Source organism: Natrarchaeobaculum aegyptiacum (assembly GCF_002156705.1).
Lineage (GTDB): Archaea > Halobacteriota > Halobacteria > Halobacteriales > Natrialbaceae > Natrarchaeobaculum > Natrarchaeobaculum aegyptiacum.
In genome coordinates this window covers 3,736,983-3,755,161 of record NZ_CP019893.1, presented here as the reverse complement: position 1 = coordinate 3,755,161, position 18,179 = coordinate 3,736,983, and the positions used below count along the sequence as shown (strand labels likewise).

At 64.5% G+C, this 18,179-nt stretch carries 19 protein-coding genes and 1 tRNA gene; 9 read left to right on the top strand and 11 right to left on the bottom strand.

All coding sequences use genetic code 11. The features are described 5' to 3' along the window. The first annotated feature begins 3 nt into the window (after positions 1-3). Positions 4-2,619 (top strand): DEAD/DEAH box helicase, encoded by a 2,616-nt coding sequence (locus B1756_RS18080; protein ID WP_086889816.1) that lies wholly within the window; start codon positions 4-6, stop codon positions 2,617-2,619. 106 nt (positions 2,620-2,725) lie between these two features. Here the strand turns inward: B1756_RS18080 and B1756_RS18075 are convergent, their stop codons facing one another. The 5 genes from B1756_RS18075 to B1756_RS18055 form a co-directional block, all read right to left on the bottom strand. Then, entirely contained in the window at positions 2,726-3,205 is a 480-nt protein-coding gene (locus B1756_RS18075) for a 50S ribosomal protein L11 (RefSeq protein ID WP_086889815.1), read from the bottom strand. Positions 3,206-3,323: 118 nt separating this feature from the next. Then, a complete protein-coding gene (gene cutA / locus B1756_RS18070) occupies positions 3,324-3,626 on the bottom strand; it encodes a divalent-cation tolerance protein CutA (RefSeq protein ID WP_086889814.1) in 303 nt (100 codons plus the stop codon). Positions 3,627-3,677: 51 nt separating this feature from the next. Further along, on the bottom strand, positions 3,678-3,866 hold the full coding sequence (locus B1756_RS18065; RefSeq protein ID WP_086889813.1) for an HEWD family protein: 189 nt from the start codon (positions 3,864-3,866) through the stop codon (positions 3,678-3,680). A gap of 212 nt (positions 3,867-4,078) precedes the next feature. Then, entirely contained in the window at positions 4,079-5,641 is a 1,563-nt protein-coding gene (locus tag B1756_RS19490; RefSeq protein ID WP_161493207.1) for a hypothetical protein, read from the bottom strand. 286 nt (positions 5,642-5,927) lie between these two features. Continuing rightward, positions 5,928-6,989, bottom strand: a complete 1,062-nt coding sequence (locus B1756_RS18055; protein WP_086889812.1) for a DNA methyltransferase — start codon at positions 6,987-6,989, stop codon at positions 5,928-5,930. A 117-nt stretch (positions 6,990-7,106) separates the two neighbouring features. Between B1756_RS18055 and B1756_RS18050 the strand changes: the two genes are divergently transcribed. Together B1756_RS18050 and B1756_RS18045 are read left to right on the top strand one after the other, a co-directional pair. Next, entirely contained in the window at positions 7,107-7,634 is a 528-nt protein-coding gene (locus B1756_RS18050; protein ID WP_086889811.1) for a hypothetical protein, read from the top strand. 80 nt (positions 7,635-7,714) lie between these two features. After that, positions 7,715-8,731, top strand: a complete 1,017-nt coding sequence (locus B1756_RS18045; protein ID WP_086889810.1) for a glutathione S-transferase family protein — start codon at positions 7,715-7,717, stop codon at positions 8,729-8,731. Between the two features lie 50 nt (positions 8,732-8,781). Here the strand turns inward: B1756_RS18045 and B1756_RS18040 are convergent, their stop codons facing one another. The 3 genes from B1756_RS18040 to B1756_RS18030 all read right to left on the bottom strand — a co-directional run bounded on the left by B1756_RS18040 (position 8,782) and on the right by B1756_RS18030 (position 12,446). Beyond that, positions 8,782-9,516 carry an SDR family oxidoreductase gene (locus B1756_RS18040; RefSeq protein WP_086889809.1) on the bottom strand — a complete coding sequence of 245 codons (735 nt, stop codon included), beginning with the start codon at positions 9,514-9,516 and terminating at the stop codon, positions 8,782-8,784. Between the two features lie 67 nt (positions 9,517-9,583). Beyond that, positions 9,584-10,948 (bottom strand): NRAMP family divalent metal transporter, encoded by a 1,365-nt coding sequence (locus tag B1756_RS18035; protein ID WP_086889808.1) that lies wholly within the window; start codon positions 10,946-10,948, stop codon positions 9,584-9,586. 97 nt (positions 10,949-11,045) lie between these two features. Then, positions 11,046-12,446 carry a DoxX family protein gene (locus B1756_RS18030; protein WP_086889807.1) on the bottom strand — a complete coding sequence of 467 codons (1,401 nt, stop codon included), beginning with the start codon at positions 12,444-12,446 and terminating at the stop codon, positions 11,046-11,048. 257 nt (positions 12,447-12,703) lie between these two features. Here B1756_RS18030 and B1756_RS18025 point away from each other — a divergent pair, with 257 nt between their 5' ends. Beyond that, a complete protein-coding gene (locus B1756_RS18025) occupies positions 12,704-13,228 on the top strand; it encodes a DUF5817 domain-containing protein (protein ID WP_086889806.1) in 525 nt (174 codons plus the stop codon). 177 nt (positions 13,229-13,405) lie between these two features. Beyond that, a complete protein-coding gene (locus B1756_RS18020) occupies positions 13,406-13,762 on the top strand; it encodes a hypothetical protein (RefSeq protein ID WP_086889805.1) in 357 nt (118 codons plus the stop codon). A 131-nt stretch (positions 13,763-13,893) separates the two neighbouring features. On the opposite strand, the gene B1756_RS18015 is transcribed toward B1756_RS18020, so the two are convergent. After that, positions 13,894-14,196 carry a DUF7535 family protein gene (locus B1756_RS18015; protein WP_086889804.1) on the bottom strand — a complete coding sequence of 101 codons (303 nt, stop codon included), beginning with the start codon at positions 14,194-14,196 and terminating at the stop codon, positions 13,894-13,896. A gap of 153 nt (positions 14,197-14,349) precedes the next feature. Further along, positions 14,350-15,156, bottom strand: coding sequence for an NAD-dependent epimerase/dehydratase family protein (locus B1756_RS18010; RefSeq protein WP_086889803.1), 807 nt, complete (start codon positions 15,154-15,156; stop codon positions 14,350-14,352). Positions 15,157-15,290: 134 nt separating this feature from the next. Between B1756_RS18010 and B1756_RS18005 the strand changes: the two genes are divergently transcribed. From B1756_RS18005 to B1756_RS17995, 3 genes are all read left to right on the top strand, one after another. After that, complete coding sequence (locus B1756_RS18005) at positions 15,291-15,662, top strand: 2Fe-2S iron-sulfur cluster-binding protein (RefSeq protein WP_086889802.1); 372 nt, start codon at positions 15,291-15,293, stop codon at positions 15,660-15,662. 212 nt (positions 15,663-15,874) lie between these two features. After that, positions 15,875-16,303, top strand: a complete 429-nt coding sequence (locus B1756_RS18000; RefSeq protein ID WP_086889801.1) for a DCC1-like thiol-disulfide oxidoreductase family protein — start codon at positions 15,875-15,877, stop codon at positions 16,301-16,303. Between the two features lie 107 nt (positions 16,304-16,410). Continuing rightward, positions 16,411-16,484 (top strand) — tRNA-Gly (locus B1756_RS17995). A 366-nt stretch (positions 16,485-16,850) separates the two neighbouring features. On the opposite strand, the gene B1756_RS17990 is transcribed toward B1756_RS17995, so the two are convergent. Next, on the bottom strand, positions 16,851-17,402 hold the full coding sequence (locus tag B1756_RS17990; protein WP_086889800.1) for a hypothetical protein: 552 nt from the start codon (positions 17,400-17,402) through the stop codon (positions 16,851-16,853). A 145-nt stretch (positions 17,403-17,547) separates the two neighbouring features. Here B1756_RS17990 and B1756_RS17985 point away from each other — a divergent pair, with 145 nt between their 5' ends. Further along, a complete protein-coding gene (locus B1756_RS17985; protein WP_086889799.1) occupies positions 17,548-18,177 on the top strand; it encodes a GNAT family N-acetyltransferase in 630 nt (209 codons plus the stop codon). Positions 18,178-18,179: the final 2 nt, after the last annotated feature.

Here is an 18,179-nt window from a genome sequence, read left to right as displayed (position 1 = left end):
GCGATGACTCACGACACTCCCCAAGCTGGCGACCGCGTGCCGATCACCGGTGACGAACTCGTCGACTCGTTCCCGCGCGCTGGAACGACGGCGGACGTCACCGTCCTCGAGCGTCCGGGCCGACCCGCGTCGACGGTCCCGCCTGATTCGGTGCTCCCCCCCGAACTCGCCGGTGCGCTCGCGGACGATCTCTACTCCCATCAGGCGACCGTGCTCGAGGCGCTCGATCGCGGCGAGCACGTCTGTGTCTCGACGAGCACGTCTTCGGGAAAAAGCCGAATCTACGCGCTCCAGATCGCCCGGAACCTCCTCGAGGCCCGCGCTCGCGGTGACTCCTCGACGGCCTATCTGTGTTACCCGACGAAAGCTCTCTCGCGAGACCAGGAACGCGCGCTGACCGACTTCTTCGACGAACTCGGGCTCGAGGTCGCGGTCGGCGTCTACGACGGCGACACGAAATCCGGCGATCGACGGCGGATTCGTGAGGAGTCGGACGTGATAATCACGAACTTCGCTGGCGTAAACACGTACCTCCACGATCACGACCGGTGGGCCAGCTTTCTCGCATCCTGTGAGCTGCTCGTCATCGACGAGTCTCACACGTACACCGGCGTCCACGGGATGCACGTCGCCTGGATCGTCCGTCGGCTGAAGCGCGTCCTCGCGTACTACGACGCCGACCCGCAGTTCGTGCTGACGAGCGCGACGATCGGGAATCCCGGGGAGCACTCGAGCGTGCTGATCGACGAACAGGCCACGGTCGTCGACGAAGACGGCTCGCCGGCCGGACCGCGAGACCTCGTGCTCTGGAACCCGCCGTTTCGTGAGCGAGAGGCTGACGACGATGCCGCAGCCATCGAGCGGGTCCCTGCCACCGTCGACGCCCCGCGACTCCTCTCACACCTGACCTACGAGGGTGCCCAGACGCTGCTCTTTGCTCCCTCGCGCAAACTCGCCGAACTCTCGGTCGAGCGCGCGCTGGGCCACCGCGAGGAGACAACGCGATACTACACCAGTCCCGACCGCAGCGCCGCGATCGAACCGTATCACGCGGGGCTGTCACGCACCGCCCGCCACAGCACGGAACACCAGCTCGAGACCGGCGTCCTCGACGGCGTCGCATCCACGAGTGCCCTCGAGCTCGGCATCGACGTCGGGGAACTGGACGCGACGGTGCAACTTGGCTACCCCGGCCAGCGCCAGTCGTTCTGGCAGCAGATCGGCCGTGCGGGCCGGGGAACCAGTCGGGCCCTCTCCGTGCTCGTCGCCGACCACCGAACACTGGACCAGTACGTCGTCTCCAATCCCGACTACCTGCTCGAGTCGGGCGTCGAGGACGCCGTCGTCGACGTGGACAACGACGCCGTCTTCGCCCAGCACCTGCGCTGTGCAGCGGACGAACTCGCGCTCGACCGCTCCGATGCAGGGGATTTTGGGGACCCGGAGCGCCTCGAGCGCGCCGTCGAGATGTGGCGACGTGCAGGGCAGCTGTCGGGCTCGCTCGAGACCGGCGTCTCTTACGCGGGGCCGCCGCGACCCCAGCGATCGATCTCGCTGTACGCGACGACGGGCGAGGAGTACGAGGTTCGACTGGCACCGGAATTCGACGATCACCACGATCCGGGGATGGAACCACTCGCCAAAGAACGCGTCCTGCGGGACTTTCACGAGGGGGCCGTCCGGCTTCACCAGGGCCAGCAGTACGAGGTTGTCGCAGTCGACCACGAGTCCCACCGGCCCTCGGTGACGGTCCAGCCGGTGGACGTCGACTACTACACGCGAAGCCGGACCGACGTGACCGTCCTCGACGCCGTCTCGGAGGAGTCACGCGAGATCGGCGACTTTCGGCTCCACGTCGGTCGCGGCCGCGTCGTCATCGCTCACGACACCTACGACGAACTCGAGATCGACGGCGGCGAGAAACGAGCGCAGGGGCTGCCGACCGACAACCCGCCACTGTCGATCGAGACGCAACTCTGCTGGCTCGAGGTTCCCCGGAACGTCGAGCAGACGCTTCTCGAGCGCTACCGCGACTTCTCCGTTCCGGATCTCGAGGACGACCTCGCAGAGACGGCCCACCTCGGCTACGCGGGCGGCCTCCACGCCGCCGAACACGCGACCATCGGAGTCGCCCCGCTCGAGTTGATGGTCGACAAGCGCGACCTCGGTGGGCTGGCGACGCTCTCACTCGACGCCCACCTCGCTCAGCCTCCCGGCGAGACCGGTGCTATCGACGCGGCGGAAGGTCCAGCGCCACGCAACGCCGCCGCTGCGGAGGCCACCGTCCGCGATATTGCGGGTCGACTGGACGAGATGCCTGCGAGCGGCTGGTTCATCTACGACGGCATCGACGGCGGCCTCGGGTTCGCCCGCGCGATCTACGAGAACTTCGAGGCCGTCGTCCGACGAGCTCGCGACCTGATCGCCGACTGTGACTGCGGCCGCGTCGACGGCTGTCCCGCCTGCGTGATGGACGACCAGTGTGGCAACGACAACCAGCCGCTTCACCGCGAGGCGGCCGTCGACGTCCTCGAGTCACTTCTCGAGGGCGACGCTGCGGCCGATCTCGCGGACGAACCGGCAGAGCCCGGGCGGCGGCCAACGCTATTTTACGCCTGATTGCCGGGCTCGCTTACCGCTCACCGCAGCCCATCTGTGGCTGCCGGAAAATCCGATCGACCGCAGAAAAACGCGCTTTGCTCGTGTCTCGAGCGTGGTATTCGGATTACGCCTCAGCGAGCACGTCGTCGTACTCGCCGTCGTCGACTTTCTCCTTGAACTCGCGAGCGTCGTCGCCTTCGATAGTGACGCCCATCGAGGCGCAGGTGCCGACGACTTCCTTCGCGGCGTTTTTGGTGTCGTAGGCGAGCAGGTCGGGTTTCTTCTGCTCGGCGATCTTCTTGACCTGGTCGATCGAGAGGTCGGCGACGAAGTCCTCCTGGGGCTCGCCGCTGCCGGTCTCGAAGCCAGCTTCGTCCTTGACGAGTGCGGCCGTCGGCGGGACACCGACGTCGATCTCGAAGGAGCCGTCGTCTTCGTACTCGACGGTAACCGGCACTTCCGTGCCGTCGAACGCTTCGGTCTGGTCGTTGATCTCCTGTACGACCGCCTGTACGTCGACGGGCGTCGGTCCGAGCTCGGGACCGAGCGGCGGGCCAGGGTTGGCCTGGCCACCCGGAACGAGCACTTCGATGGTTCCAGCCATACCCGTATGAACCCGTGTGCGCGGTTTAAGGGTTGCTTTTTCGGGCAGTCTTCACTTGCGACAGGCTACCGTGGCCAACAGTCACAATGTCGGCCCGAAGCCGGTCGAGCCGACCCGGTCACGTCGTAGCCTCTTCTCGCCAGTCGGCGAAGGCCTCCAGAACGTGACTCTCGTTGAAACGTTCGATACACGGTACGTCGTGCGGATGGAGGTCGAGAACGCGTTCCTCGAGTTCCCTGTAGGCTTTGTCGGTGGTCTTGACGAGGAGGGCGACCTCGTCGTCGGTGTGAACCTCGTCTTCCCAGCGGTACGTCGACGTGATGGGAAATCGGTTGACGCAGGCGGCGAGGCGTTCCTCGACGAGCGTCGTCGCGATGTCGTCAGCGTGGTCGGTCGGTACCGTCACGTAGACTGTCGTCATCAACTGGGAGAACGGCTCGCGATACGAAAAGCGATTCGCCGTTCGGCGCGGTCAGCTGTCGTCGACGACCGGGTTGAACGTGCCGGTGATGTCCCACTCGTGAAGGCAGTGGGGGCTGCCAACCTGTTTCTCGCCGTCTTCACTGTCGATCTGCCACGCGCCGAGTTCTGCATCCCAGTATTCCGCCCGTCCGCACCGTTCGCAGACCCGAGCGGTCGGGGCTCGTACCTGTGCGCTCATTACCGGTCGTGAGAACTGAACGCATATAACAGTACTCTTGTTCGACGACGCGTGTTACCACTCGAGAAACACTCGCAAGCCGTCATGTTCGATCTCGCTGGTCGAATCATCACTGGTCAGTCGTGGCTGCGACCGAAGAAAGATCGGTCCCGGTCAAAAACGACCGATCCCGGAATACGATCGGCTGACGGGCTCGAGTCGCCTCGAGTGCTCTAGTCAGCCAGCAGTGAGATTACTTCGTCATCGTCGGTGGCATCGTCGGCGTAGTCGTCATCGACTGTATCATCGGTATCGTCGTCATCGATTGGGTCCTCCGGGTCGTCCTCGATCGGGACGTCGTCGGTAACGCCGACATCGTGGACGACGTACACCGTCGCCTGCTCGATCGTGACGGTCAGTTGGTCATCGTCGACCGGTTCTTCTTCGACCGGTTCTTCTTCGATCGGTTCCTCTTCGACCGGTTCTTCTTCGATCGGTTCTTCTTCGACCGGTTCTTCTTCGACCGGTTCTTCTTCGACCGGTTCTTCTTCGACCGGTTCTTCTTCGACCGGTTCTTCTTCGACCGGTTCTTCTTCGACCGGTTCTTCTTCGACCGGTTCTTCTTCGACCGGTTCTTCTTCGACCGGTTCTTCTTCGACCGGTTCTTCTTCGATCGGTTCGTCGTCCTCAATTGCGTCGTCAACTGGATCGTCGTCTTCGATTGGCTCTTCGTCAGGCGTTTCGACTGGCATTGGCTCGTCAGCCGGCATCTCGCCGTCGTACACGACGACGACGGTGGCCTGTTCGATCGTGACCGAAAGCGTCTCGTCAGCGACCGCTTGCTCTGACGGTTCTTCCTCGCCGTACTCGTCATCGTGGGCTTCCGCGTCGTCGTACTCGCCGTCCTCGACAGCGTCGTCTTCGATGGGCTCTTCCTCGATGATCTGATCCTGCGCTTCTGGAGGTTCGTCGTGGACCGGTTCGTCTTCAGCCGGCTCGTCGTCGATGGCTTCGTCAGTCGGTTCCTCTTCGACTGGCTCGTCGAGCGGTGGGTCGTCGGTTGGCGGTTCTTCGATACCGAGTACGTGGACGAGGTTCGCGTTCTCGATCGTTACCTCGAGTTGCATCTCGTGGACAGTGATGCGATCGCCGACCTGATCGTATTCGTCGTCGGTCTCGGTGTCGTCGAGGTCGTCTTCCTCGTCGGCTGTTTCTGCGTCGTCGAGATCATCTTCGAGTCCGTTCACGTCGACGTCGTCGAATTCGTCCTCGAGGGCGTGGACGTGAACGAAGATCGTCGCGTGCTCGAACGTGATCTCACGGTCTTCCGCGTCGACGTCTTCGACGCCGGCATCGTCGTCAGTGACTGGCATCTCGTCGTCCGGCGTCGGTTCGTCGTCAGCCGGCTCCACTGGCTCGTCGAGGACGACGAGCGCCTCGGCTGACTCGAGCTCGAGCGTTCGGTCGGCCTCGTCGGCAGGCTCGTCCTCCTCGATGGGGACTTCTTCGAAGTCGTCATCGTCAGTCGCTTCGAGCGCATCGTCGTCTTCTTCGTACTCGTCGGTCTCGTCGAGAGCGTCGTCGTCATCAGTCGGCCCGGCCATCGCCGCCTCATCGTCTGCGAGGACCACGACGTCTGCGTTTTCGATCGTTACGTCCCACTCGGCGTCGGGATCGACATCATCGACCTGTGCGTTCGGACTCGAGGCACTGGCGGTGGTGAGAACTGCCGCTCCGGACGTCACCATCAGCAGCGCGACGAGTACGACGAGTGTCGGTTCGAGTTTCGTGCTCATGCCTCGAGACGTGGCTACCCCCGGCGGTCGGCATAAACCGGTATTGTAATTTCTGTGATAAATCGTCGTATTCGGGTCGGAACCGTCTCGCAGTACCGAATAACAGAGTGTTACCGATGCGCCATCTCCGCCTGCCGTCTGTCGGTACTCGGTCAGATGTGAGATTCGGGTCCGGCACCGTTTCCGGTGACCGGGGAATTGCGAGCGTGATCGTTTCCTGCAGCATCCGCGGTCGTCACGGCCACTGACCAGAATCGCATGCACCGGGCCACTAGTCCAGGGTTACTCAGTCGCCGTCGTCGAGTCGAAAGACGAGTACGTTCTGGTGGACCATCGAGGGAACGAACGAGAACGGGTAGCCGTATACGTGGAGGTCTTTCGTCGGGTCGTACCAGATCAGGTTCGCCGCGAGCGTCAGGGGGGCGGTCGACTCGATGGCGCGGGCGAGGTCGGCCGAGAGGAACTCGTAAGACTGCTCGCGGTACATGTCGCCGATGAAGACGACGACGTGTCCATCGGGATGGACCGCGTCGGCGAAACGATCGAACTTCGCGGCCATGTCCGCGAGCCAGTCCGATTTCGACTGCGTTTCCTCGGCTTCGGGTCGAGCCACGTCACCTGCCCTCGCGTCTCCCTCGGCGTCGAACGCCCCGAGTTTACTCTCCCGGGTCGCTCGCTCGTTGCGCGTCTGCTCGAGTTCGTCCATGTGCCAGTAGGGGACGTCTGTCAGCAGGAGGTCGACGGAGTCGTCGGGGACGTCCTCGATGAGCGCCGCGCAGTCGCCCTGGCGCATGTTCTGCCCGGCAAGTGGTGGCTCACCACGAGCGCGCCGCTCGGCGTTTTCTCGCTCTATGACCTCCTCGTAGATTTCGATCCACCGCGGATTGCGCTCGAAGCCGATCGCCTCCCGCAGGCCGGTCCCCTCGTGCTCGCAGAAACTCGCGCCGAGCAAGGTGCCGCCGACGCCGGCGAACGGGTCCAGAACCGTGTCTCCGGCCTTGCTGAACCGACCGATCAGTTCGGCACACAGGCGAGGCGGTTTCTGGCCGCCGTGTTCGCTTCGCAGGTCGTGCTGGACGTCTGGCGGGTAGCCCTCCGGGATCACGGACTTCGTGGCGTACTTCCACTCTCGGCCGGTGAGGTCGTTGACCCGGTTGCGCTCGTCGTAGATCCCCCGACCCTCGACGTATCGCTGGTGGTCGGCCAGTTCGTCGGTGTCGACCAGTTCGCCGTCTTCGACCGGCAAGGACTCTTCGCGTGCCCGTTCGGCGTCGAACCCGCCGTCGTCGTCGGTGAACAGCCGACTCTGGCGGTGTCGCTCCTCGTCGCCGTCCCCGTCGTCGGCCATGGCGTGGCGTGCTCACCGCGACGATATAAGCGCTGGCCTCTCGACCACCCGCCGAACGTCGACGGGCCGCTGTTCGTATCCGGAACGTGTTAGGTAACTCGAGCGAACAGTAGCAGTATGCCAGCCTCGCCCGATCCAGTCTTCGGAAGTGAACCACTGACGCTCGGGGTTTCACTCGGGATCCCGGTCGCGACCGTGCTCGTCTCCGTCGTGGTGAAGCGAGGGACCGGTCGTGGGGTGACCGCGCCGATCGCGATCGGAATCGGGGCGGGGTACGCCGCCGCCTGTCTCGCACTCTGGCTCGGGGCTCGCGTGATCGCGTCGTCGCAGGTCCTGACCGCGGGCGGTTCGTCGCTGGCCTTTCTGATCGGGGTTGGTGGTGCCTTCCTGTGGGCGAAGGCGACTGCTCCGGTCTGGCTGTACGGCCGGTTTCACCTGTTCGGACCGCTGTTCGCACTCGCCATCGTGACCACGTTCGTGGTCTACGCGTTTCTTGGAGTTCACGGCGAGACGGACCCACTCGCACTCTACGTCCTCTTTGGCCCCTTCCTCGTCGCCGGAATACTCCTCGTGGGCGTCCTCGAGTGGACGATCCGTCGACTCTTCGGGCTGACTGGCGCTTCGTCAGGAGTTCGGTCGCGGTGACCCCGCGGCTGACTGCAACCCTGGCGCGGTAACACTGGTGTTAGCGAGTCCATTTGAGCCTCGAGGCCCTCCTGCCGGACATGAACATGCTCGTCGACGGTGAGTGGCGGACCGACGCGTACCAGACGACCGACGAGAGCGGTTCGTTCGAACGACAGGAGTCGACGTTCAGAGACTGGATCCGCGACGAGCCGGACGCCCGGTTCCAGCCCGAAGCAGGCCGATATCACCTCTACGTCTCCTACGCCTGTCCGTGGGCCCACCGCACGCTGATCGTCCGGGCACTGAACGGGCTCGAAGACGCCATCTCCGTCTCGGTGGTCGATCCGTATCGCGACGACGACGGCTGGCAGTTTACGCCCGAGAAAGACGGCTGTACGTCGGATCACGTTCACGATGCCGATTTCCTCCGTGAATTGTACGTACGGGCAGATCCGGACGCGACCTGTCGGGTGACGGTGCCCGTCCTCTGGGACACCGACGAGGACACCATCGTCAACAACGAGTCCCGCGAGATCATGCGGATGCTCGACACCGAGTTCGACGAACAGGCGACGCGGGACGTCGATCTCTATCCCGACAGGTATCGCGAGGAGGTCGACCGGATCCTCGACGAAATCTACGATCCGGTCAACAACGGCGTCTACCGAGCCGGATTCGCGACCGAACAGGAGCCATACGACGAGGCAATCGAGGACCTCTTCGACGCGCTCGACCACTGGGACGAGGTGCTCGCCGACCAGCGGTACCTCGCTGGTGATCGGCTCACAGCGGCCGACGTGGCGATGTTTACGACGCTCGTCAGGTTCGACAACGTTTACCACACTCACTTCATGTGTAACGTCCAGTTCGTCCGCGAGTACGAGAACCTCTGGCCGTACCTGCGTGATCTCTATCAGACAGGCGTAGCGGGGACACCGAACGGACAGGTCGTGGCTGACACGGTCCGCATGGACCACATCAAAGACCACTACTACACGACACACCCTGACGTGAATCCCCACCGGATCGTCGCCCGCGGACCGGATCTCGAGTTCGACGCACTCCACGACAGAGACGAGTTGCCAGGTGCCCCGCCTGCCGACCTCGAGTCGTAGGCGACCGTCCCTCAAGCAGCCGAGAAATCGATCACCGACGGCGGTGTGGATCACCCCAGCTGTCGCTCCCACTCCTGTGCCGTCATCGACTCGCCGGTGACGCCGTCTGGTCCCTGCGCGGCGAGCAGGACCGCGGCGTCGTTCATCACGTCGGGCTGGAGGATTTGCTCGCGTTCTTCTGCCGGGAGGTGCGCCCAGATGTCGGTGTTGACGCGGCCGCCGGGATCGAGCGCGTTGACCGTGACGCCCCGATCTTCGGCCTCGAGCGCGGTCGTCCGGGTTAGCCCCTCGAGCCCCCACTTTGAACTGACGTACGGCCCGGCACCCGCGATCGCGCGCCGGCCGAGTCCCGAGGAGACGTTGAGCACGGTTCCATGACCCTGCTCGTACATGTGGGGCAACGCCGCGCGGGTAAAGTAGAAGACGCCAGTGAGGTTCACCTCGAGGATCGTTTCCCAGTCCTCGTCGCTTACCTCGACGAGTTCGGTGCGCTCGTCGGTCATACCGAGCAGGCTCACGCCCGCGTTGTTGACGAGCGTGTCGATCCGGCCAAACTCCTCGAGCGTCCGGTCGACGACGCGCTCGACTGCCTCACTGTCGCGAACGTCGGCCGGTTCGACGAGCGAGTCGCCCGGGAGCTCGCTGGCGACGGCCTCGAGTCGGTCATCGTCACGTGCGGTGAGCGTCACGCGGGCTCTCTCGGCCGAAAACCGTTCGGCCATCGCGCGCCCCAGTCCACGACTCGCACCGGTGACCACGATCACGTCCCCGTCGAGCGTTGACATGCAACTCACGTCGCGCTCGAGGGGCTTGAAATGCGGTGGTGAGTCGACACGTCCGGCCGCAGTAGCCCTACTCGTTGCGGGCGTGCTCGAGGGCGTATTTCACGACGAGGCCGACGATTGCGAGAGCCATCGCCGCGGCGAAGGCGACGACGAACGCCGATATCGGTTCTGTGACGGTCTCGAGTTCCGCGAGGACGAACTCGCCGGCGAGGACGGTCGCGACGGCGAAGAGGGCCACGCCGGCGAGGTTCGCCACGAGCGAGTTGGTCTCGGGGACGGCCCCCGGGTCGTTGAGCAGGTAGAGGATCACGGCGAGTGCGAAGGGCGTGCCGACGAGGCCGAACGCGAGCACGAGGACGAGCACCTGGAAGAAGGCTGCTCCGAGGAACGCGCCGACGGCCGAGAGGAGCGCGACGACGACGATCGCTGTCCGGTAGCGAGGGTCCTCGATCGACTGTTCCCAGCCGAGTTTGTCGGCGAGGAGGTACGGCGGGACGATGGTGTTACCGCCGAGCGTGGAGACGGCAGCGCCCCACAGGCCGAGCAGGAAGAGCCACATCGCGTGCTCGCCAGCGATGGGGCCGAGTGCTTCGGCGGCCTGGATCTCGTCGATCGCCGCCGGATCGGCGACGACCTCCGGGAGGACGCTCGCGGCGACGAGGAAGACGGCGAGGCTGAAGATGCCGAACGCGACGAGCATCGAACTCACGACGTCGAAGGTGGCGATGTCGCGGTCTTCGTGGGTCCACCCGCGGGCGCGCATCGTGTAACTCTGCATTGTGAGGAGAGTGATGTGGACGGCACCACCGAGGACGCCAGCGGCGACGAGTGCACCGTCGACGTCGGGAATGATCGGCGCGAGTCCAGTCGCCGCGTCGCCGAGGTCGATCGGAACGACGAACGCGGAGGCGACGAACGCGAGGACGACCAGCGAGACCACGACTTTCGCTCCGATTTCGGCGAACCGGTAGCCGCCGCCAGCCAGCCCGGCTGCGAGGATCAGTGCCCAGGCCACTCCCCAGAATCGGGGATCGGTGAGCGTTCCACCGCCGAGGCCTGCACTGGCGACGATGGTCGCGCTCACTTCCGCGAGGGTCAGCATGATCGCAAGCTGGGCAAGCCCCGCCGCGAGCACGACGTCGATCACCAGAATCCACGCCCAGAACGACCCCAGCCGATCTTCGACCACCGTGACGATGCCGGCCTCCGTTAGCAGGCCCAGCCGCATCGCGAGGTACTGCCCGAGCGTCCCCAGCACCGCCGAGAGGACGACGACCCACAGCAGCGTGTATCCGAAACTCGCGCCGGCGACAAGCAAACTGGCCATCGTCGCCGGACCGGCCGCGATTGCACCCGCGAGCCACGTCGGGCCCAGCCGACGAACGAACTCGACGATCCGTCTCCCGCCTCTCGATTGCACGTCCGCTGTCATCGGCGGTCCTTTCGAACTGAACTATATAACTCCGTGGTATTCCCGAGTAACTAATTTCTTTTCGAGAACGTTCGCCCCGGATTCGGTTCGATTCGATTTAGTCGTCGCTCGCTGACGAGCCAGACGTCTCGAGACGGTGCGCTGCAGGCTCGAGACGGTCACTCGAGGCAATTGCGAGGGCAATGAGTCCAAATCCGATCATGACGAGCGAGACAGAGCCTGCGACGTCACCGTATCCAGCGGTGGGGTCGATTCCGAGCGCCGCCGCGCTCCCGAGCAAGGCGATACCGGCGACGGCGGCCGGAACGGAGACGTTCGGGGAGAGCTGTGGGGGGTGGTACGTTCGGCCTGCGATCGCGTCGAGACTGGCGTGGCGGCCGGCCAGTGTCGCGGCGACGATTGCGCTGGCGAAGACCAGCGGAGCGAGTCGGACGAGCCCGAGCGCGGTCAGGAGGGTGAGGTATCCGACGGCGGCGGTTCCGGCGATTCGGGTCCGGTACCCGACGAGCAGCGCGATGCCGACGGCGGTCTGGACGATCGCGAACGCGACGACCCAGCCACCCATCGCCGGGAGGATCGCCAGTTCGATGATCGCCGCAACTGGTGGGACGTGCGCTTGTGCGATTCCTTCGAACACTGCGGTCTGTGCCTCGGCGTCAGCCCAGCCCGGGAGCGCGTTCGCACCGGGCTCGGATCGAACGACAATTTCCTGAAGGAACCGGTAGCCGACGAACACCCGGAGGGCGTCTGCGGCGACCGTCGTCGGCTCGCGACCGTAGAATACGAACGAGCAACCACCGGCAACGAGTCCTGCGAAAACCGTCATCTCGAGGGCGGTGAGGTGGACGCGAGTATCGGCCATTTCGGGAATCGTCAGCAGATAGTACACTGCGACGACGGCGAACCCGGCGGCGATCGTGGGATACCACGACCGTTGGATCGGCACCGGTGCGTTGAGCGCTCTCGTTATCCGCCCGAGGGCGTCGGGACGGTTCCAGAGATAGCCGTCGAGGCCGGAGTAGCGACCGGCGTTTGCGACGAACGCGAACGCGATTGGAACGGCGAACAGCGGCGACGTCCGGATCATCCCGAAGTGGAACACGGGCAGGAAGTACAGGACGGTAATCGCCGCTGCGGGTCGCGTCCAGAAGCCAACGATTAGTGCGATCGCTGCCCCGACCTGTGCGAACATCGCGAGCGCAGTCCACACTTCCGGAACCGGGAGGACGACCGCCTCGAGGAGAGTGGCGAACCAGCCGTAGGTCCCCTCATCGATCGCACGGTCGGCGACCGACTGGACTTCGGTTCCGACGAACGGGCCGAGTCCACCGGCTCCGGGTTCGACCCAGTCCGGGTTCGGGCCGCTCGAGACCGATCCGAGTTTCCACCAGCCACCGACCGTGGCTTCGTACAGTAACAGGAGCCCTGCGAACACTCTTGCGAACGCGATCCAGGGACCTGCTCGGTCCGACAGCGTATCGGTCGAATTGGTTAGCATGCCCCTTTTCAATTATTGCGATAGTTATTAAAATTAATCTATTGATCAATAATAGCGAGGGTCGTCTGTCAGTGTGACGAACACCTCTTCGCACCCAGCAACTGGGCGGTATCTGAACCGTACCCATGTGTTGAATTGTGTCTGTAGAATGTCGGATTTGCTTGTTTCCATCACGTCGTCTCGTTCGGTACCGCGACTACGTTCACTGCGGGAGCCGAACGTTGACGTACGCTCGCCGAGAACGGGTAACTCGAGCGATGTACGCAGTCGTCGGGTGCAGCGAGTGTTCGAATCTCTGGATCATCGAGGGCCGGTCGAAGACCACGCAGTGTCCCCGCTGTGGCGCTCGCCGTGCCTACGAGAAGCGCAAGAAGTTCGTCGAGACCGACGACCGGGACCACGCCCGGGAGGTCCGGGCCTCCATGCTCGCGAACCGGCAGGGAGAAGGCGAGGCCTTCGCGTCCCTCCCCTCCTACAGCGACCTCGAGGCGGAGGTCGAAGATGGAGTCGTCGACGACGCAGAGTACCTCGAGGCGTCAGGGCTGGACGTCGAGGAACTCGAAGCGGCCGGTGAACGCGATCAACGGGGGTCGACTGGAGGTGGCAGCAAGAGAGAAATCGTCGAACAGGCACTTGCCGACCTCGACCGACCGACCGAAGACGAGGTAGTCGAGTACGCGAGCGAGTACGGCGTCTCCCGGGCGTACGTCACCGACGCCCTCGAGAAACTGGTCAGGCAGGGCACGGTCAGCGAGAATCGAGGACAATATCGACTCCTCTGATACGATCTGCTGTATGTCATTTTCGCCGACACCGCAGGACGGGTCACGGTTGCGCCGGTAAATCGTTACAGCAAAGCGTATGAGATCGTCAGTCGGCGGTCGCGATTACGCGACGGTGGGGCGCTGGATCGACCGGGAACGGCAGGGCTTTCAGCCCCGGCCGCGAATCACGACGAAATGGCGGAGTCCGAGGACGTACAGGGGACGGTGATCGGCGTCGGAACGGTCGTTGCCATCGGACTCTACGCCTACGGGGCGTATCTGGGTGGATCGCTGTTTGGAATCGACGCGACCACGCTCGCGATCACCGTCTTCGGGGCCACGTTCGCCGCACTGGCGATCCTCCACGGGGCCTATGGCCGCCAGGACTTCGCACTCGCCCACGGGAGCGCCGCCCTCGGACTCTTCGTTCTCGCCCCGGGATCGAGCGGTCCTCGGATTCTCGCCGGATATCTGTTGTTGCTCGCTGGCGGTGGCTACGTCGCGTTCGTCACCGTGCGATTACGGCGTGCGAGCGGAACGGCAGCGAAGTGATCGGGACACACTGTCCCTCGATGCCTGACCGGATGAGTAGCTGCGACGACGGTTCGAGAGTGGGCAGAGAGAACAGTCGGGTACACCTGGCCCCGTCTCCGGTCGGCGGTGAACAGGGACCGGAGGCCGTCTCAGGAATCGGTCGAGTCGTCGTCTGCGTCTGCTTCGTCCTCGAGTTCGTCCGCCTCGTCACGCTCGTCCGTGCTCTCGGTCTCACTCGAGGCGCTTCTCGCGGTTCGTTCTTCTCGCCAAGTCTCGTACCGCGATTCGGTCGCGTCCTCGGCCACGAAGACGCGCCAGAGAATCCACACGAGGACGATAACCGGGAGAACGGGAAGCACGACGACGATCAGCAACGCCGCTATGATATATCCGATCGCTGACATCTGAAAGTTCGGTACATATCCCGTCGAATCGCCAACCGTCGTCGACATACGAGACTGTTGATTCGTTCGGATATTCGGTCTTTCGGTCGGAAAACTGACTGTCGACTCGAGCGGTGACCGAAAGCGCCCCTCTCGTCTGTGATCGGTGGGGCCAACCCCGACCGATATCGGCCCTCGAGTCGAATCGGACCAGCCGACCTGTTATCTCCTGTGCACGCCGTCCCGGTGATTCGTCTCGTCTTCGAGAACGGCTCGAGAATCGTCGCGGGGACGGTAGTCGAGTTCGCGCATCGTCTGGGTCAGCGAGAGGAATCGATCGGCGTTCGCGGAGATGCCGTGGGCGACGGTCGGATTCGACTCGAGGGCCGTCGTGACCGCGGCGACGACGAGTCGCCGACAGTCGTCGGGACTGAGCCACATCGCCCGCGCGAAATTCTCGCCAGCGCCGTCGCGGCCTTCGACCTCCTGGCGGAGTTCCTCGCGGGTGAGCAGCCAGCCAATCCGGAGCGAGACCACCTCGAGTGCGTGACGCTTCGCGTAGTACGACCCGAGCGCTTCGCCGAAGACCTTCGTGACGCCGTAATAGGTGTCCGGGTCCGGCGGATCGTCCGGGTGGACGACTGTCGGCTGGCCGACGGTCGATTCCGGCCGGACCGGCGACACCGTGTTCGCCATGTTCACTGCGTGGTTCGAACTCGCGAAGACGACCCGCTCGAGGTCGTTCTCGATGGCCGCGGCGTAAGCGTTGTACGCGCCGTCGACGTTCGGGCCGGCGACGCCGTCCCACTCGGCCTCGGGGCTCGGGTTCGCCGCGAGGTGGATCAACACGTCCTGGCCCTCGAGTGCGTCGACGAACGCCTCGCTGTCTTCGATCTCGAGCGTGGTCGTCTCGAGGTCTTCGGTTTCACTGTGGGAAAAGAGCGTGAGGTCTTCGTCGCGGCCCGAAAAGGCCTCGACGACTTCCCGTCCAACGGTCCCGGACGCGCCGGTAATCGCGACGTTTGTCATACGGGGTTGGTCGACCTCTCGGCCAAAAGAGCCGCGGCACGCGACTTCTTGCTCCGGTCGGGGCTGGCGTGGCTGTCCACTCGGCTGTCGCGCGCACAGCATATTTCTCTCGAGATGGCGAACGTGGAGAGCACGTGACCGAGACGATCTGGACGGTCGAACTTCGGGTGCCCGACGACGCCGACCTCGAGCAGGCGGGCGAATCCGTCACGATCGAGGTTCGAGCGGACCAGTCGATCCTCGAGGCCGCTCGTGCCGAGGGGCTCTGGCTCTCGGCGGATTGCCAGCAGGGCTGGTGTATCACCTGCGGTGCCCGCCTGCTCGAGGGTGAGGTCGACCACGGTGACGCGAAACGATATTATCCCGAGGACGAGGCCGCGGGGTTCGTCCTGACCTGCGTCGCGAAACCGCGGGCCGATTGCATCCTCGAGGTCGAACAGTACGGCGAGTTGTTGCGCCATCGGGCGGATCACGACAATCCGCCCGGAAAGTCGAAACTCGGCTAGCCGATTGCCTGCACTCGAGTACCAGTCAGAACTCAGTACCGTCCCGAGCGTCGACTGCAGGGTCGAATCGGCCTGCGGCGACGGATTCGACCCAGCAGTTCAGGCGTAGGCCGCCACTATAGTACCAACTGCAACGATTCACACACTGATCGCCGATCCGTCTGGCGATCAGGTGTGCACTGACGTGCAGTGGCTACTATAGCCGCCACACCATGTCCACGACAGACCGACCGTTCACGGGCGTCCTCCTGTACGACGGCGACTGCCCGTTCTGTTCTGCGTCCTCGACCGCGGTGCGACAGCTCGAGACCGTCGGCGTCGTTCGCTGGGACGACCCCACAGCACAGGCGTTTCTCGAGGCACAGTTCGACGAGGTCCCGTTCGCGCTCATCGTCGCCGACGCCGAGGCTGGACGTATCTGGGCCGGTCGCGCGGCGGCGAGGGAACTCTGCAACCGTGCCGGGATGCCGGTACTCGTTCAGGACATCGTCGACGACGGTTACGAGTCCGCTGCCGACGCCATCCGCACTGTCTCGGGCGTCGACCCCTACCACGACGACTATCCACTGACCGGGGCGGCGCTCGACCGATTCGACGACCTCGCGTCTCGAGCCAGCGGGACTCACGTTCCTCCTCGCTGACGCGGATGCCCTTCATAGATTACCGTACACGTCGCCGGTCGCTCGAGGAGTCTCCATCGAGTGAAAATGGGAAGAGACTTAACGGGTCCAGTCGAATTCGTAGCTGCGCGGGGCTGGTCTAGTCTGGCTATGACAAGAGCCTTCCAAGCTCTCAACCCGGATTCAAATTCCGGGCCCCGCACTCCTGCTTCGTCGAACCGTCCAGACTGAGTAGTCTGTGCCATCTTCGAACTTGCACGTCCGGGCTATCTCCCTGCTGTACCCGAGTGGTTACCCTCGAGCGTGGCACCGACAGAGAGCGATACGACGAGGGTGACGAGGTAACGGCACCGTCGGCCCGGGAATCGTCGCCACCGTCCTGATCGGGCAGTTCGAGTTTCCGCAGGGAGCCGATGAACTGGTTACCGTCGACGCCAGCGACGACCAGCCGGCGTACGTGGTCGGGCTCGAGCCTGCCGGCTCGGCGGCCTATCCGCCGCTCGAGGACTGAATCGGACCGCTGCCGTCGATCGAGGCGTGGGCGACCGACCTGCCGAGGGGCATTGAACTACTCCTCGAACGGTGACTGGGCCGGTCGATCGCCGAGATCGATCGTCGCTGCGAAGACGATTCCGAGGACCAGCCCGAACAGGAGGTGGCCGAGCATGCTCTCGACGGCGGCAGCCGGGAAGTCCGCGGCGGCCTGGGCGCCGATGGCTTCGACCCAGACCGGAAGCACGAGCACCGGGAGGATCGCCCAGATCGCCAGCCCGAAGACGAATCCGGCGGCGACGACGCGGAACGCGATACCGGTTCTCGAGAGGGCGTCGGTCTCCGCCGAGGTCGCGACGATCCCGAGGATCGGTCCCCGGGTGACGAGAAAGCCGAAGACGAGCCCAAGGACGATTCCGTGTGCGATGTGGATCCCCCAGCCGACGACGCCGATCGGCTCGAGGCCGTAGATCGCGGGGATGGCGGACGCGAGGACGTCGGGATCGAAGATCCACATGAGGAGGCCGAACGCCGCCGCGCCGAGTGCCCCACCGAGGGCGCCACCGATAGGCCACCCCCAGGAGCTACTGATGCCGACGATCGACGTGTTCTCGGTATCGGAGGCCATGACGGACCGCCCTACACCGACCCGACTCAAAAGGGTTGGTCCGGCAGGTGACAGGCGATGAGCGTTCTGACAATCGCTGCGTTCACACCGGGAGCCGACTACGCGGACCCGAACGGATTTCCGCCGTCCCGTTCGTAGCTCCAGTGTGGACCTCGAGTACGACCTCCTCGGCTGGCCATCCGACGGACCGAAACTCCGGCTCGATTACCGGCGGTTCAGCTACGCGGGCAAGTTCGTCATGACGAACACGGGGAAGGCGGTCGTTCGGGAGGTTGGGGTCGACGATGACGGTACCGGCGACGACGGGAGCGACGATGACGACGTCTATGGCGATCGTGCCGATGACGAGTTCGACAGCGACGTCGTCGCTGCCGTCGCGTTCAACGCCGACCGGACCGACCCGGACACGCTCTGGCTCCGGTACGTCACCGTGGACCGACACCACCGTGGTGAGGGGATCGGTCCCGAACTTTGCCGGTTCGTCCGGGACCGGGCCGAAGCACGCGGCTACGAGCGTCTCCGAATCGCGGTCAACAACCCGTTCGCCTACGAGGCGCTCTACCGCGCCGGATTCGGCTACACCGGCGAGACGACGGGCATCGCCGAACTCGTCCTCGAGCACCCCCGACCCGCCGACGGGAGTCCAGAGCGCTACCAGTCGGGACTCGAGGCGTTTCGCGAGCGCGATCTCTCGGTGGAGGAAGGGGACTTTCTCGAGTCTCGAGTGGGTTCGGAACCGCCCGCGATAGACGCCGTTTCGGAGTCCCGGGGCTGAGC

Excerpts from the sequence above, each read along its gene's own strand:
- B1756_RS18075 (WP_086889815.1), bottom strand. The coding sequence starts at position 3,205 with ATGGCTGGAACCATCGAAGTGCTCGTTCCGGGTGGCCAGGCCAACCCT.
- B1756_RS18000 (WP_086889801.1), top strand. The coding sequence starts at position 15,875 with ATGTCCACGACAGACCGACCGTTCACGGGCGTCCTCCTGTACGACGGC.
- B1756_RS18030 (WP_086889807.1), bottom strand. The coding sequence starts at position 12,446 with ATGCTAACCAATTCGACCGATACGCTGTCGGACCGAGCAGGTCCCTGG.
- B1756_RS18040 (WP_086889809.1), bottom strand. The coding sequence starts at position 9,516 with ATGTCAACGCTCGACGGGGACGTGATCGTGGTCACCGGTGCGAGTCGT.
- B1756_RS19490 (WP_161493207.1), bottom strand. The coding sequence starts at position 5,641 with ATGAGCACGAAACTCGAACCGACACTCGTCGTACTCGTCGCGCTGCTG.
- B1756_RS18065 (WP_086889813.1), bottom strand. The coding sequence starts at position 3,866 with ATGAGCGCACAGGTACGAGCCCCGACCGCTCGGGTCTGCGAACGGTGC.
- B1756_RS18080 (WP_086889816.1), top strand. The coding sequence starts at position 4 with ATGACTCACGACACTCCCCAAGCTGGCGACCGCGTGCCGATCACCGGT.
- B1756_RS17990 (WP_086889800.1), bottom strand. The coding sequence starts at position 17,402 with ATGGCCTCCGATACCGAGAACACGTCGATCGTCGGCATCAGTAGCTCC.
- B1756_RS18045 (WP_086889810.1), top strand. The coding sequence starts at position 7,715 with ATGAACATGCTCGTCGACGGTGAGTGGCGGACCGACGCGTACCAGACG.
- B1756_RS18015 (WP_086889804.1), bottom strand. The coding sequence starts at position 14,196 with ATGTCGACGACGGTTGGCGATTCGACGGGATATGTACCGAACTTTCAG.
- B1756_RS18035 (WP_086889808.1), bottom strand. The coding sequence starts at position 10,948 with ATGACAGCGGACGTGCAATCGAGAGGCGGGAGACGGATCGTCGAGTTC.
- B1756_RS18055 (WP_086889812.1), bottom strand. The coding sequence starts at position 6,989 with ATGGCCGACGACGGGGACGGCGACGAGGAGCGACACCGCCAGAGTCGG.
- B1756_RS18020 (WP_086889805.1), top strand. The coding sequence starts at position 13,406 with ATGGCGGAGTCCGAGGACGTACAGGGGACGGTGATCGGCGTCGGAACG.
- B1756_RS18025 (WP_086889806.1), top strand. The coding sequence starts at position 12,704 with ATGTACGCAGTCGTCGGGTGCAGCGAGTGTTCGAATCTCTGGATCATC.
- B1756_RS18010 (WP_086889803.1), bottom strand. The coding sequence starts at position 15,156 with ATGACAAACGTCGCGATTACCGGCGCGTCCGGGACCGTTGGACGGGAA.
- B1756_RS18050 (WP_086889811.1), top strand. The coding sequence starts at position 7,107 with ATGCCAGCCTCGCCCGATCCAGTCTTCGGAAGTGAACCACTGACGCTC.
- cutA (WP_086889814.1), bottom strand. The coding sequence starts at position 3,626 with ATGACGACAGTCTACGTGACGGTACCGACCGACCACGCTGACGACATC.